General features: G+C 62.1%; 12 protein-coding genes. 2 read left to right on the top strand and 10 right to left on the bottom strand.

The genetic code is table 11. The features are described from left to right. Positions 1 to 13 precede the first annotated feature (13 nt). The 8 genes from hutH to hutC form a co-directional block, all read right to left on the bottom strand. A complete protein-coding gene (hutH, locus tag AC1M7R_RS13155; RefSeq protein WP_490610452.1) occupies positions 14 to 1,537 on the bottom strand; it encodes a histidine ammonia-lyase in 1,524 nt (507 codons plus the stop codon). Between the two features lie 97 nt (positions 1,538 to 1,634). Next, the gene (locus AC1M7R_RS13150) at positions 1,635 to 2,465 is read right to left on the bottom strand and encodes a quaternary amine ABC transporter ATP-binding protein (protein WP_072397948.1); all 831 of its coding nucleotides are present in this window, start codon (positions 2,463 to 2,465) and stop codon (positions 1,635 to 1,637) included. Further along, positions 2,462 to 3,313 (bottom strand): ABC transporter permease, encoded by an 852-nt coding sequence (locus AC1M7R_RS13145; RefSeq protein WP_003196893.1) that lies wholly within the window; start codon positions 3,311 to 3,313, stop codon positions 2,462 to 2,464. Before AC1M7R_RS13145 ends, AC1M7R_RS13150 begins: the two co-directional genes overlap by 4 nt. 71 nt (positions 3,314 to 3,384) lie before the next feature. Further along, a complete protein-coding gene (locus tag AC1M7R_RS13140) occupies positions 3,385 to 4,353 on the bottom strand; it encodes an ABC transporter substrate-binding protein (RefSeq protein ID WP_072397947.1) in 969 nt (322 codons plus the stop codon). Between the two features lie 70 nt (positions 4,354 to 4,423). Continuing rightward, entirely contained in the window at positions 4,424 to 5,890 is a 1,467-nt protein-coding gene (locus AC1M7R_RS13135; protein ID WP_072397946.1) for a purine-cytosine permease family protein, read from the bottom strand. 166 nt (positions 5,891 to 6,056) lie between these two features. Then, positions 6,057 to 7,745 (bottom strand): urocanate hydratase, encoded by a 1,689-nt coding sequence (hutU, locus tag AC1M7R_RS13130; RefSeq protein WP_072397945.1) that lies wholly within the window; start codon positions 7,743 to 7,745, stop codon positions 6,057 to 6,059. A gap of 380 nt (positions 7,746 to 8,125) precedes the next feature. Further along, on the bottom strand, positions 8,126 to 8,683 hold the full coding sequence (locus AC1M7R_RS13125) for a HutD/Ves family protein (protein WP_256583671.1): 558 nt from the start codon (positions 8,681 to 8,683) through the stop codon (positions 8,126 to 8,128). An 8-nt stretch (positions 8,684 to 8,691) separates the two neighbouring features. Further along, positions 8,692 to 9,402 carry a histidine utilization transcriptional repressor HutC gene (gene hutC, locus AC1M7R_RS13120; RefSeq protein WP_172679593.1) on the bottom strand — a complete coding sequence of 237 codons (711 nt, stop codon included), beginning with the start codon at positions 9,400 to 9,402 and terminating at the stop codon, positions 8,692 to 8,694. 301 nt (positions 9,403 to 9,703) lie between these two features. Here hutC and AC1M7R_RS13115 point away from each other — a divergent pair, with 301 nt between their 5' ends. Further along, the gene (locus tag AC1M7R_RS13115) at positions 9,704 to 11,068 is read left to right on the top strand and encodes a formimidoylglutamate deiminase (protein WP_103894339.1); all 1,365 of its coding nucleotides are present in this window, start codon (positions 9,704 to 9,706) and stop codon (positions 11,066 to 11,068) included. Positions 11,069 to 11,180: 112 nt separating this feature from the next. Here the strand turns inward: AC1M7R_RS13115 and AC1M7R_RS13110 are convergent, their stop codons facing one another. Further along, positions 11,181 to 11,750 carry a lipocalin family protein gene (locus AC1M7R_RS13110; RefSeq protein ID WP_072397942.1) on the bottom strand — a complete coding sequence of 190 codons (570 nt, stop codon included), beginning with the start codon at positions 11,748 to 11,750 and terminating at the stop codon, positions 11,181 to 11,183. Positions 11,751 to 11,781: 31 nt separating this feature from the next. Beyond that, positions 11,782 to 12,036: an outer membrane protein assembly factor BamE domain-containing protein gene (locus AC1M7R_RS13105; RefSeq protein ID WP_072397941.1), complete on the bottom strand. Its 255-nt coding sequence runs from the start codon at positions 12,034 to 12,036 to the stop codon at positions 11,782 to 11,784. Positions 12,037 to 12,321: 285 nt separating this feature from the next. On the opposite strand from AC1M7R_RS13105, the gene AC1M7R_RS13100 reads away from it, so the two are divergent. Continuing rightward, positions 12,322 to 14,214, top strand: coding sequence for a methyl-accepting chemotaxis protein (locus tag AC1M7R_RS13100; protein WP_218163094.1), 1,893 nt, complete (start codon positions 12,322 to 12,324; stop codon positions 14,212 to 14,214). The last annotated feature ends 36 nt before the right edge of the window (positions 14,215 to 14,250 follow it).

The raw sequence follows: 14,250 nt of genomic DNA, 5'->3' as shown, positions 1-14,250 counted from the left end.
TGGCGCTTTTTGATCAGTTCAAATTCGGTAACACGTTGTGCAGCACATTCGGGTCTTTGAGGAGCCCGGCGGCGCTGGCGATGTCCGGCGCCAGCCAGCGGTCCTGGTCATAGGCCGGGACACGTTCGCGCAGCAGCCTCCAGGCAATGTCGGTGCCTGCGCCGAAGCGCTGGGTCTTGAGGAATTCGAAGGCCTGGGCCGCCAGCAGGTATTCGATGGCGAGGATCTGCGTGCAGTTTTCCAGCGTCCGATGCAGTTTCAGGGCGGCATTGGTGCCCATGCTCAAGTGATCCTCCTGCAGGCCCGAGGTGACGAAGTTGTCGAGCACCGCCGGTTGCGCCAACTGACGGTTTTCCGCGCATAGGGACGCCGCGACGTATTGCACGATCATCATCCCCGAGTTCACCCCCGGATTGGCCACCAGGAAGGCCGGCAGTCCGCTGACGTGGGGGTTGATCAGGCGATCGAGGCGGCGCTCGGCGATGGAGCCGATCTCGGCCATGGCAATCGCCAGCAGATCCGCGGCCAGGGCCACGGATTGACCATGGGGGTTGGCCTGGGACATCACCCGGAAATGGTCTGGCGTGCCCAACAGAAGAGGATTGTCCGTCACGGCATTGAGTTCGGTTTCGATCTGTTTGCGGGCATGGGCCAGCTGATCGCGAGCGGCACCGTGTACCTGGGGAATCGAACGGATGCTCAAGGCATCCTGGGTGCGGATGCCCAGGCTGGAGGCGATGACTTCGCTGCCCGCCAGCAAGGCCCGCAGGTTGACTCCCACCTGCTGCATGCCGGGGTGCGGCTTGAGGGCAATGATCTCGCCATCGAACGCGGCGATCTGGCCACGCTGGGCCTCGAAGCTCATGGCACCGATCACATCGGCCCACTGCAGCAGCCGCGTCGCATCGGCCAGGGCCAGGCAGCTGAGGCCGGTCATGCAGGGCGTGCCGTTGACCAGGCACAGACCGTCCTTGGCCCCCAGTTGCACCGGTTTCAGGCCTTCGGCGGCCAGGGCCTGTTGCGCCGTGACGATCTGGCCGCGATAGCTGACCTGGCCGACGCCCAGCAGCGCGATGCTGATATGGGCCATGTGGGTCAGGTAGCCCACCGAACCCTGGGACGGTACTTGCGGCGTGATGCCCCGGTTGAGCAGCGCCAGCAGTGCCTCTACCACCCGCCGGTGGATGCCGGACTTGCCCTGGCTGTAATTGAGGATGGCGGCGCAGAGAATCGCCCGGGTCTGCTCGTCGGACAGCGGCGCGCCCACGCCACAGGCATGGCTGAGCAGCGTGTTGCGCGAGAGCTGGCTGAGCTGTTCATCCTTGAGCGAGACGTTGCACAAGGCGCCCAGGCCGGTGTTGACGCCATAGGCGCGTTCGCCGCTTTCGACGATGCGCTGGACGATGGCCTGGGCATTGTCGATCCGCGCCCAGGCCTGGGCCGACAGCTCGAGCTCGGCACCGAAGCGGGCGACGGCGACGACGTCCTGCCAGCACAACGGGGCACCGGTGATTACGATTTTTTCAGCCTGGGACATCCTCAACCTCGTCTGTACGACTTGAATATTGATGCAGCTGGGCCGGCCCTATCGCGAACAAGCTCGCGATAGGGCCGGCCCTGCCACCACAAACCCTTCAAACCACCGCAGCCCTGCGCTGCACGAACCGATCGACATACTCATCTGCCGGCGAGTGCAGGATCTCGCGCGGCGTGCCCACCTGGATCAGCTTGCCGTCCTTGAGAATCGCGATGCGGTTGCCGATGCGCACGGCCTCGTCGAGGTCGTGGGTGATGAAGACGATGGTCTTGTGCAGGGTCTTCTGCAGCTCCAGCAACTGGTCCTGCATTTCCGCGCGGATCAGCGGGTCGAGGGCGCTGAAGGCTTCGTCCATCAGGATGATATCGGTGTCCGCCGCCAACGCCCGGGCCAGGCCCACGCGCTGACGCATGCCGCCGGAGAGCTGGTGCGGGTACTTGTTCTCGTAGCCCTTCAGGCCCACGGTATTGATCCAGTGCAGCGCCCGCTCGGCACACACCTGCTTGCTCTCGCCACGCACTTTCAAGCCGTAGGCGACGTTGTCCAGCACATTCTTGTGGGGCAACAGGCCGAAGCTCTGGAACACCATGCTGATCTTGTGCCGACGGAATTCACGCAGGGCGTCCATGTCCAGTTGCAGGATGTCTTCGCCGTCCACCAGGATCGCCCCGCTGGTGGGATCGATCAGGCGATTGAAGTGGCGCACCAGGGTAGATTTGCCGGAGCCGGACAGGCCCATGATCACAAAGATCTCGCCCGTGCCGATGCTCAGCGACAGGTCGTTCACACCCACCACGCAACCGGTCTCGGCCAGCACCTGGTCCTTGGTCTTGTTCTGGCGGATCAGTTCCAGGGCTTCCCTGGAACGGTTGCCGAAAATCTTGAAGACGTTCTTGACTTCGATCTTGCTGACGGCTGCGTTGCTCATTTGCTCACCTCGTGCCGAGGACGACCATAGGCCTGGGTAATGCGGTCGATGACCACGGCGAGAATCACGATGGCCAGCCCGGCCTCCAGGCCGCGTCCGACGTTGAGGGTCTGGATGCCCACCAGCACGTCTTCACCCAGGCCACGGGCGCCGATCATCGAGGCGATGACCACCATCGACAGAGCCATCATGGTGGTCTGGTTGATCCCGGCCATGATGCTCGGCAAGGCCAGGGGCAATTGCACGCCGAACAGCTGCTGCCAGCGGTTGGCGCCGAAGGCGTTGATGGCTTCCATCACTTCGCCGTCCACCTGGCGAATGCCCAGGTCGGTCAGGCGGATCAATGGCGGCGCGGCATAGATCACCGTGGCGAAGATCGCCGGAACCTTGCCCAGGCCGAACAGCATCAACACCGGAATCAGGTACACGAAGCTCGGCATGGTCTGCATGATGTCCAGCAACGGCATCAGCACCGAACGCAGGCGATTGCTGCGCGCCGAGAGAATGCCCAGGGGAATGCCGATCAACACCGAGATCAGCGTCGCTACCAGCATCAGGGCAAGGGTTTGCATCAACTTGTCCCACAGGCCTACCGCACCCACCAGGAACAACAGGCCGACGATGACTGCCGTGGCCACGACCTTGCGCGTGGCGTGCCAGGCAATGCCGCCGACGATGGCCAGCATCAGCCACCAGGGTGCCATGCGCAGCAGGCCTTCGAGGTTGACGATGGCCCACAGCAGGGTGTCGGAGATGTGCCGGAACACATCGCCATAGTTGGTCACCAGGGAGTCGACCCAACCGTTGACCCAATCGGCGATGGAGAAGGTAAAGCTTTCGGGAAACATAAGAGACTCTCGATCAAGTGGATGCGGTGAACGTCCCGGCCAGCCCTGCAGCCGGCCGGGTAGCATTCGACCTACAGAGCCGCGTCGATTTTCTTGGCTGCGTCTTCACTGACCCAGGCGTGCCAGACTTCAGGATGTTCCTTGAGGAAGATCTTCGCCAGTTTTGGCGACTCGATCCGCTCTTTGGCCATGCGCCCCAGGTTCTGGTTCAGGATATCGATGGGCAGGTTGACCTTTTCCAGCACGGCCACCAGCTCCGGAGCCTCGTCGTGGAAGGTCTTGGACAGACCGACCTTGATGGTCACGCTCTTGTCCACGCCCGGCTTTTCTTCCAGTTTCACCAGGTCCACCTGGCCCATCAGTGGCGTTGGCGACCAGTAGTAGAACAGGATCGGCTCGCCACGCTTGTAGCTGGACAACACTGCGGCATCCAGGGCCGGGCCGGTGCCTGGACGGAAGTTGGTGTAGGTTTTTTCCAAGCCGTAGCTCTTGAGCATTTCGCTGTTGTCCAGCTCGCAGGTCCAGCCGGCCGGGCAGTTGTAGAAACGGCCCTTGGACGGCTCTTCCGGATCCTTGAACACGGCGGCGTACTGGCCCAGGTCCGCGATGTTCTTCAGACCCGGCGCCTTGGCTTCGAGCTTGCGCTTGGCGTCGCCCTCGACCACATAGCGCGGTACGTACCAGCCTTCGATGGCGCCGACGACCGGAGCGCCGACACCCACCACCTTGCCGGCCTTCTCGGCCTTGTTCCACACTTCGCTGCGACCGACCCACTCTTCGGCGAATACCTGGATGTCATTGCTGCTCAGGGCGTTCTCCATGGTGATGGAGTTGCCCGGCAGGCTGTCGGTCTTGCAGTCGTAGCCTTTTTCCAGCACCACCTGCAGGACGTCTGTCAGCAACATGCCGCTTTCCCAGTTCAGGCCGGCGAACTTCACCGGTTTGCCCGACTCGCACCAACCGGCCGCCTGCGTGGCGCCGGCACTGGCCAGCAGGCCCATGGACAGCAATGTGGTCAGCAGGGTCTTGTTCGATTTCATTGTGTGACGCTCCTAATCAGTTGGATTGGCATACGGCAGTCAAGAGGCATCCAGCCCTGTCAACGTCCCATCAGGCCGCTTGAATGCGACCCGCCCTGCTCGGTTGTGCGTCAACCGTGTCCTGCTCGACCGGCAGGATCAATCGATCGGGTACTGCGCTGTGCCATTTCCTGGCGGCGATGTAATACAGCGCCGCCGGAACCACCAGGCCGATGATCCAGGAAATGTCCACGCCGCCCATGGCCGCCACCAGCGGACCGGTATAGAACTTGGTGGCAATGAACGGCAATTGAATCAGGACACCTATTGCGTAGACGCTGATACCGAGGCCATTCCAACGACCGTAGCGGCCGTTCGGGTCGGCCAGGGCCGGCACGTCATAGCGCTCGCGGGTGATGCAGTAGTAGTCCACCAGGTTGATCGCGCTCCAGGGCGTGAAGAACGCCAGCAAGAACAGGATGAAGGACTTGAACGCACCAAGGAACGAGTGCTGACCGAGCAGCGCGATCAGCGTCGCGGCGCCCACGATGAACACTACGAAGACCAGGCGTTGCAGGCGCGTGACGTTCAGGTGCCCCCGGAAACCGCTGATGATGGTGGCAATGCACATGAAGCTGCCGTAGGAGTTCAGGGTGGAAATCGTGACCTTGCCGAACGCGATGCTGAAGTACAGCAGCGCAGCGGTGGCGCCGGTACCGCCCAGGCCCACGATGTAGGCCACTTCATGGCCCGCGAACTGCCCGTTGGCCGAGGCGGCGGCAAATACGCCGAGGATCATCGCCACCTGTGCGCCGATGACCGAACCGGCGCCTGCGGCAAAGAAGGTTTTAACCGAGGAAGTCTTGCTCGGCAGGTAACGCGAATAGTCAGCCACGTAGGGGCCGAAGGCGATCTGCCAGGAAGCCGCGAGCGACACCGCCAGCAGGAAGCTGCTCCAGCTGAAATGGCGGATCTGCAGCAGCGCGCCAACGTCCGTCTGGCTGATCAGGCGAGCGAACAGGTAAACGAAGGCAATGACGCCAATGACGCTGGCGACCCGGCCGATGAAGTGGATCACCCGATAACCCAGCACCGTCACCAGCACGATGACACTGGCGAAGATCAGGATGCCCGCACTGTCGCTGACGCCGAACAACTGCCCCAGCGCCTGGCCGGAAAGCACGGTGCCCGTCGCCGTGAAGCCCAGGTACATCAGGCACACCAGTACGATCGGGATCGCCGCCCCATAGACACCGAACTGCACCCGGCTGGAGATCATCTGCGGCAGGCCAAGCTTGGGCCCTTGCGCGGCATGCAAGGCCATGACGCCACCGCCCAGTACCTGGCCAATCAGCAAGCCGATCAACGACCAGAACACATCACCCCCCAGCACCACCGCCAATGCACCGGTGACAATGGCAGTGATTTGCAGGTTGGCCCCCATCCAAAGGGTGAACTGGCTCAACAATCGGCCGTGTCTCTCCGCTTCCGGGATATAGTCGATCGAGCGTCGCTCGATCAACGGCTTGCTGCTTGCGCGAGTGCTGGTGACAGCCATGGTTCAACCTCTGTGGATTGTTCTGGAATTCATTGCGCTGCTACTTCCCCTGTGGAAGCGAGCTTGCTCCGGGCGGCGATCCGACGATAGCGGTGGGTCAGCAGACAATGCTGTTGACTGACACTCCCTCATCGCGAGCAAGCTCGCTCCCACAAGGGGCCCGGGGTTATTTGCCAGTGATCATCGGCAGGTTCAGCCCCTGCTCCTTCGCGCAATCAATGGCGATCTGGTAACCGGCGTCGGCATGGCGCATTACCCCGGTACCCGGGTCGTTGTGCAGCACGCGCGCAATCCGCTCGGCCGCTTCATCGGTACCGTCGCAGACGATGACCATGCCCGAATGCTGGGAGAAGCCCATGCCAACACCACCACCATGGTGCAGCGACACCCAGGTCGCACCGCTGGCGGTGTTGAGCAAGGCGTTGAGCAGCGGCCAGTCGGAGACGGCATCGGAACCGTCCTGCATGGATTCGGTTTCACGGTTGGGGCTGGCCACGGAACCGGAGTCCAGGTGGTCGCGACCGATGACGATCGGCGCCGACAATTCGCCGCTGCGTACCATTTCGTTGAAAGCCAGGCCCAGCTTGGCGCGCTGGCCCAGCCCGACCCAGCAGATACGCGCCGGCAAGCCCTGGAAGCTGATGCGCTCGCGGGCCATGTCCAGCCAGTTGTGCAGGTGGGCGTCGTCGGGAATCAGTTCCTTGACCTTGGCGTCGGTCTTGTAGATGTCCTGCGGATCGCCGGACAGCGCGGCCCAACGGAACGGACCGATGCCGCGGCAGAACAGCGGACGGATATAGGCCGGGACGAAACCAGGGAAGTCGAAGGCATTCTCGACGCCTTCTTCCTGGGCCATCTGGCGGATATTGTTACCGTAGTCGAAGGTCGGCACGCCCATTTTCTGGAAGGCCAGCATGGCTTTCACATGTACCGCCATCGATTGCTTGGCGGCTTTCACCACGGCGGCGGGCTCGGTCTTGGCGCGGGCGCGGTATTCGTCCCAGGTCCAACCGGCCGGCAGATAGCCGTTGAGGGGATCGTGGGCGCTGGTCTGGTCGGTGACCATGTCCGGGCGCACACCACGACGGACCATTTCCGGCAGGATCTCGGCAGCGTTCCCGCACAGGGCGATGGAAATCGCCTTGCCTTCGGCGGTGTATTTCTCGATGCGCGCCAGTGCGTCGTCGAGGTCGGTGGCCTGCTCGTCGACGTAGCGGGTTTTCAGGCGGAAATCGATGCTGACCTGCTGGCACTCGATGTTCAGCGAGCATGCACCGGCCAGGGTCGCGGCCAACGGCTGGGCGCCCCCCATGCCACCCAGGCCGGCGGTCAGGACCCAGCGCCCCTTGAGGTTGGAGCCGTAGTGCTGGCGACCGGCCTCGACGAAGGTTTCATAAGTGCCCTGCACGATGCCCTGGCTGCCGATGTAGATCCAGCTGCCGGCGGTCATCTGGCCGTACATGGCCAGGCCCTTGGCGTCGAGTTCGTTGAAATGTTCCCAACTGGCCCAGTGCGGCACCAGGTTGGAGTTGGCGATCAGCACCCGTGGCGCATTGGCGTGGGTCTTGAACACGCCCACCGGCTTGCCGGATTGCACCAGCAGGGTTTCGTCGTCGTTCAGGTGGGTCAGGCTTTCGACGATCTTGTCGTAGCACTCCCAATTGCGCGCCGCGCGACCGATGCCACCGTAGACCACCAGCTCCTTGGGATTCTCGGCCACTTCCGGGTCGAGGTTGTTCATCAGCATGCGCAGCGGCGCTTCGGTCAGCCAGCTTTTGGCGGTCAGGGTGTTACCGCGGGGAGCGCGGATTTCAACGTCACGGTATTTTTCGGTTTTGCGGGTAGCGTCGGTCACAGCAAAAACTCCTCAGCGATCAATCCAGACCAGCCCGGACAGGGCAGCTATTTCTGCGGACGTTGCGCTGAGTGAAGGTGACTCATACGCATACGTCTTTACTTGTATGTACAAGCATATGCAATCAAGCGGCCAACTTGTCGATGACAGGCTTGCAGGAGACGTTAGGTTTGGCTGAAAGCCCCGTGATTGAGCGGCTCCACAGCCAGATGAAATTTCTGAAGGAGGGATTTGTGAGCAGGACAGGCAGGTTACGAAAGCGCGGTTCTGCGCCACGCTGGGGCATTCGGTAACAAGTTGGTGCAAAGCGGGAACAACGAGAGCGGAACTTTTATGGCAAGGGAGCTTGTTCCCTCGCCACTAAAGCGCTTCGTCGGAAATCAGCGGGCCGTCAGCTCGATCACACAGCATTGGCCGTGGCTGGTGATGTCCAGCAGCCCGGTGTTGCTCAATTGCAAGCAGTCGTAGAGGCCCAGGTTAACGGCGAACTCGCCAACCCTGATCGCCAACCCCGGGGCCGCGCTGAACACCAGCACCGTCTGCGCCTCGCTGAAAAACCGCTGCTGGCCTCCCAGCCATTGCAACCGCGCGTGAAAACGCTGGGGGGCATAGATCAGGTTGAAATCGCGAATCGGCCCGCCCAGCAAGGTGCAATGCACATGGCTCTCGCCGCTGAAGGCAAAGGGGTCCAGCGGATGCAGAGGTCGCGTGGCCTGGCCATCGACGTTCAGCGTCATGCCGTCTCCCTGCAGGACGCTGATGATCCTTTCGTAGCCGGCAAAGGTGGAAAAACCGCCCGACTCGGCGATATCGGCAATCGACAGGCGCCAGCCGAAACCTTCCAGGCCGGTGCCGGCGTCACGGGTGATTTCCTCGGTACTGCCGCCACCGTTTTTCCAGGGCATGCGGGGATAGTCCGCAGCCCGCAGAACTGTCATCTGATTCGTCATTTATGAAACCGACCTTCCAGGCTGTGACGGGAACCGGGGTGGATCAGGCGCGCGGCGGTCACCGGCTGGCGCCCGGACCAGGTGCGGCGACGGATCAACAGGCACGGCTCGCCCCGTTCGATCTGCAGCAGCTTGCACTCGCTCGGCTCGGCGAGGATCGCCTCCACCACATGCTCGCCCTCGGTCAGCGGCGCGACCTGGTTCAGATAGGCATAGGGCGTCTGCAGGGTGAAATCCTGCTTGAGGTAGTCCGGCGCCACCAGCGCATTGACGAAACGGTCCTCGATCTGCACCGGGATGTCGTTCTCGAAATGCACGATCAGAGAATGGAACACCTTCTGGCCTTCGCGCATCTCCAGGGCCAGGGCACGCTCGGAACCGGCGGCCTCTTCTTCCAGGGTGATGACCTTGCAGGTATGGCGATGGCCACGGGAGGCGATTTCGTCGGCGATGTTATGCACTTCGAACAAAGCGGACTGGCTCTTGGGTTCAGCCACGAAGGTACCGACCCCCTGCATGCGCACCAGCAGGCCGTCGGCGGTCATCTCCCGCAGGGCGCGGTTGATGGTCATGCGACTGAAGCCCAACTGACTGACCAGTTCGCTTTCCGATGGCACGCGGTAATGCGGTGGCCAGTTTCCACTGTCGATCTGCTGGGTAATCATCTGTTTGACGCGGGCGTACAAGGGCGCCGGACTGTCGCCCATGTTCGCGGCAATTGGTGGTTTGGCAGGCGGAGTCGGCACGGCGGTTCCCTGTTCTGCGAATGAGATTACAAATGTCCTGTAGCCCAGATACTGTTCCTTCTTGACGGCGTCTCTTGCCGTCATCCTGCGTTGCCGCTCCTCGCCACAGCCTGCTATGACTCGGCGCGGCGCCTGCCTGACGACAAGAGCCACACATCAAAAAAGAACGTATCCATGAAACAGGACATTAGCTTGCCGGAGTTTACCGGCCAGGCAAACGTCTGTATATGTATATACAAATTACGCACGATGAGGTTCGACCATGCCCGCCTTTTTTGCCGAACGCGCGCTGCTGCCTAGTGGATGGGCCAATGATGTACGTCTTGAAGTCGACGCCGCTGGCGTCCTGACTCATGTCCAGGCCGGCTCCCCCGCAGACGGCGCCGAACGGCTGGGAGGTCCGTTGTTGCCGGGCATGCCGAACCTGCACTCCCATGCCTTCCAACGGGCCATGGCCGGGCTGGCGGAAGTGGCGGGCAACCCCAACGACAGTTTCTGGACCTGGCGCGACCTGATGTATCGCCTCGTCGGGAAAATCAGCCCCGATCAACTGGGCATCATTGCCCGGCAGCTGTACATCGAAATGCTCAAGGCCGGTTACACCTCGGTCGCCGAATTCCACTACGTGCACCACGATACCGACGGCACACCCTATGCCGACCCGGCTGAACTGGCCTTGCGCATCAGCCACGCCGCCCAGGCGGCCGGCATCGGGCTGACCCTGCTGCCAGTGCTCTACAGCCACTCCGGTTTCGGAGGCCAGGCACCCAACGAAGGGCAACGCCGCTTCATCAACAGCACCGAAAACTACCTCAAGCTGCAAACACGCTTGCAGCCGATTCTGGCTGCACAACCGACCCAGGCGCTGGGCCTGTGCTTCCACTCATTGCGTGCCGTGACGCCCAGGCAGATCCAGGACGTGCTGGCCGCGAGCGACCGCCATTGCCCGGTGCACATCCATATCGCCGAGCAGCAAAAGGAAGTCGACGATTGCCTGGGCTGGAGTGGCGCCCGTCCGTTGCAATGGCTGTACGAAAACGTCGAGGTCGACCCGCGCTGGTGCCTGGTGCATGCCACCCACGCCAACGCCGACGAAGTCGCCCTCATGGCCAGGAGCCGGGCGATCGCCGGCCTGTGCCTGACCACCGAAGCCAACCTGGGCGACGGTATTTTCCCGGCGGTGGATTTCATCGCCCAAGGTGGACGCCTGGGCATCGGTTCCGACAGCCATGTGTCATTGAGCGTAGTGGAGGAATTGCGTTGGCTGGAATACGGCCAGCGCCTGCGGGATCAACGGCGCAACCGCCTGTATCGACCAGACCAGCCAATGGTCGGCCGCACCTTGTTCGATGCGGCCCTGGAAGGCGGCGCCCAGGCGCTGGGGCAAGCGGTCGGTGCCCTCGACGTCGGCAAACGCGCCGACTGGCTGGTGCTCGACGGCAACGACCCTTACCTGGCCACTGCCAGGGGCGACGGGATACTCAATCGCTGGCTGTTTGCCGGCGGGGATCGTCAGGTGCGTGATGTGATGGTCGGCGGGCAATGGGTCGTGCGCGATGGATGTCATGCCGGGGAAGAAGAAAGCGCCCGGGCGTTTGCCCAGGTCTTGCGCGAACTTCTGGACTGACGAAATGCGGGAGCGAGCCTGCTCGCGATGAGGCCTTCGCATTCAACACGAGGTTGACTGGACGTCCGTCATCGCGAGCAGGCTCGCTCCCAAAGGGGCTCTTCGAAGCGGTTCAATCCGAGGTTCGGGCCATCTGCCGATCCGACGCACGCCAGATCAACCGTGTCGTGTCGTAGCCTTGCTGGCGCGCCCTGCTGAGCAGTTCTTCACGAACGTCGACATTGACGGTGGGCGTACGGGACAGCAGCCACATGTAGCGTCGGCTCGGGTCACCCACGATGGCGGTCTTGTAGTCTTCGCTGACGTACAGCACCCAATATTGCCCCTTTGCCACACCCGGCAGGATGCGGGAAAACCAGGTATCGAACTCGACCCAGAGCTTGTCGGTCTTGCCCGGCACCTGTGGCTTGGCGGTGCCCTTGGCTTCTTCCCACTGCCAGTCCGAAGTCAGGCAGCGATTGAGTACACCCAGGTTGCCGTCGGGCTTGAGGGTGTAGTGAGCTTCCGATTGCGCGCAGTTGCGCTGGAAATACATTGGCAGGCGGGCCAACTCGTACCAGGTCCCTTGGTAACGCTTGAGATTGACACTGTTGACGGTCTTGGGCGCCAACGGGTCTTCGCCAGAAGTGGCACAGCCGGCCAGTACCAGGCCAGCTAAAAGCACTAACAATAACCGCATCATTATTTTTCTCCCGCAGGCCTCTGGCCTCGGTTTACTTCAGGCCTTGGCCGGAAAACATCAACACTTTGTCACCGGCATACTGCACGCTGATAAAGCTTTTCTGGTCGCCCCAGGTGCAACTGGACATGCCGAGCGCGCCCGAACAATCGGTCGGTTTCCCCAGTAACGTTTCGACTTCGGCCTTGGACATGCCGGCCGACAGCTTCGAATAGTTTTCCTGGTTGACTTTGCTGCAGGCGGCCAGAAAGACGCACAAAGACAACAACGCGATAGAACGCAGGGACATCGGGTAACTCCTGGAGCGGAAGGGAGGTGGCAGGGTGCCAACCAGAACCTTAGAAGAGAAAACCGTCATCTGGTTCCCCGGGGAACCGGCTATTTATTGGGCCAAACCCAGGCACTTCGTCGGTAAATCAACCAGTTTGTGACGGCGTCGTGCATTTCGTCGGGAATACGTCATCAGCACCTGAATCGCGACGCCGGGGAGCCGATAAAAAGACCAGCGCCAAAAATCGCGTTATGGCACATTGACGCCCCCTTCCTGACCAGCTTCTGTTCGGTAGCTTTCTTAATGACCAGAAACATGAAATTCAGCCACAAAATTCTGTTGGCTGCCGCCCTCGTGGTGGCCGTCGCATTCGCCTGTTTCATCCTGTTCAACGACTATCGCCAGCGCCAGAGCCTGCACACCAGCACCGAAACCTCCATGCAGGAACTCGGCAGCCTGACCAGCCGCAACATCCAGACCTGGGTCGAGGGTCGCATCCAGTTGCTCCAGTCGCTGGCACAGCAGATCGCCGTGGACGGCAGCAGCGCCGACAGCCTCAAGCGCGCGGTCGGCCTGCCGGCGTACACCGGCAATTTCCAGCTCAGCTACTTCGGCGGCACCGACGGCGTGATGTTTTCGGTTCCGGCCGGTAATCGCGCCGCCGACTACGACCCCCGTGCCCGTGGCTGGTACAAGGCCGCCAACAGCGCTCAACAGACCATCGTCACCGAACCCTACATCGCGGCCTCATCCGGCAAACTGGTGATCACTGTCGCCACCCCGGTCCAGCATCAGAACCAGATGATCGGCGTGGCCGGTGCGGACATCGACCTGTCGAGCGTCAGCGCCATCATCAACTCGCTGAACTTCGGGGGCCATGGCCATGCCTTCATCGTCAGCGCCGACGGCAAGATCCTGATCCACCCCGACAGCAAGCGTGTGCTCAAGACCCTGGCCGAGGCCTACCCCAACGGCGCACCACAAGTCAGCCCGGGCATGAAGGAAGTCGAACTCGACGGCAAGACCCAGTTCATGTCCTTCACCCGCGTCAATGGCGTGCCGGGCGCCGATTGGTATGTGGCACTGGTACTGGACAAGGACACGGCGCTGGCGATGCTCAGCGAATTCCGCACCTCGGCATTGATCGCCATGGCCATCGCCGTGGTGTTCATCATTGCCCTGCTGGGCATGTTGATCCGCGTGCTGATGCAGCCATTGCTGACCATGGGCCGCGCGATGCATGACATCGCCGAAGGCGAAGGCGACCTGACCCGGCGCCTGACCATCCATGGCCACGACGAATTCGGCGCCCTGGGCACATCGTTCAACCGCTTTGTCGAACGCATTCACACCTCGATCCGCGAAGTGGCTTCGGCCACCGGCCAGGTCAACGAAGTCGCCCTGCGCGTGGTCAGCGCCTCCAATTCCTCGATGTTCAATTCCGACCAGCAAGCCTCGCGCACCAGTAGCGTTGCCGCAGCCATCAACCAGCTCGGCGCCGCCGCCCAGGAAATCGCCCAGAACGCCGCCCTCGCCTCGCAGCACTCCAGCGAGGCCCGCAACCTGGCCGAGGATGGCCAGCAGGTGGTAGACAAGACCATCACCGCCATGCAGCAGCTGTCGGCGAAGATCAGCGATTCGTGCGGCAACATCGAAACCTTGAACAGCAACACGGTGAACATCGGCCAGATTCTTGAGGTGATCACCAGCATTTCCCAGCAGACCAACCTGCTCGCCCTCAACGCCGCCATCGAAGCGGCCCGTGCCGGTGAAGCCGGGCGCGGCTTCGCGGTGGTCGCCGATGAAGTGCGCAACCTGGCCCACCGCACCCAGGATTCGGCGCAGCAAGTGCAGAAGATGATTGAAGAACTGCAAGTGGGCGCCCGGGAAGCGGTGCTGACCATGACCGACAGCCAGCGCCAGAGCGAAAGCAGCGTCGGCATCGCCAACCAGGCCGGCGAACGCCTGGGCAGCGTGACCCAGCGTATTGGTGAAATCGACGGCATGAACCAGTCCGTGGCCACCGCCACCGAAGAACAGACCGCCGTGGTGGAGTCGATCAACGTCGACATCACCGAGATCAACACCCTGAACCAGGAAGGCGTGGAAAACCTGCAGGCCACCTTGCGGGCCTGTGCCGATCTTGAGCAGCAGGCGGCGCGGTTGAAGCAGTTGGTGGGTAGTTTCCGGATCTAGTGCCTGGACTGACCCCGTCGCGAGCAAGCTCGCGAT

This window comes from Pseudomonas sp. MS01C9 (genome assembly GCF_058202755.1).
The sequence above is the reverse complement of the archived record's forward strand: the minus strand, read 5'-3'. Positions and strand labels throughout refer to the sequence as shown.

Coding starts and splice junctions, on each gene's coding strand:
- hutH (WP_490610452.1), bottom strand. CDS start 1,537: ATGTCCCAGGCTGAAAAAATCGTAATCACCGGTGCCCCGTTGTGCTGG.
- AC1M7R_RS13150 (WP_072397948.1), bottom strand. CDS start 2,465: ATGAGCAACGCAGCCGTCAGCAAGATCGAAGTCAAGAACGTCTTCAAG.
- AC1M7R_RS13145 (WP_003196893.1), bottom strand. CDS start 3,313: ATGTTTCCCGAAAGCTTTACCTTCTCCATCGCCGATTGGGTCAACGGT.
- AC1M7R_RS13140 (WP_072397947.1), bottom strand. CDS start 4,353: ATGAAATCGAACAAGACCCTGCTGACCACATTGCTGTCCATGGGCCTG.
- AC1M7R_RS13135 (WP_072397946.1), bottom strand. CDS start 5,890: ATGGCTGTCACCAGCACTCGCGCAAGCAGCAAGCCGTTGATCGAGCGA.
- AC1M7R_RS13125 (WP_256583671.1), bottom strand. CDS start 8,683: ATGACAGTTCTGCGGGCTGCGGACTATCCCCGCATGCCCTGGAAAAAC.
- hutC (WP_172679593.1), bottom strand. CDS start 9,402: ATGGGCGACAGTCCGGCGCCCTTGTACGCCCGCGTCAAACAGATGATT.
- AC1M7R_RS13115 (WP_103894339.1), top strand. CDS start 9,704: ATGCCCGCCTTTTTTGCCGAACGCGCGCTGCTGCCTAGTGGATGGGCC.
- AC1M7R_RS13110 (WP_072397942.1), bottom strand. CDS start 11,750: ATGATGCGGTTATTGTTAGTGCTTTTAGCTGGCCTGGTACTGGCCGGC.
- AC1M7R_RS13105 (WP_072397941.1), bottom strand. CDS start 12,036: ATGTCCCTGCGTTCTATCGCGTTGTTGTCTTTGTGCGTCTTTCTGGCC.
- AC1M7R_RS13100 (WP_218163094.1), top strand. CDS start 12,322: ATGACCAGAAACATGAAATTCAGCCACAAAATTCTGTTGGCTGCCGCC.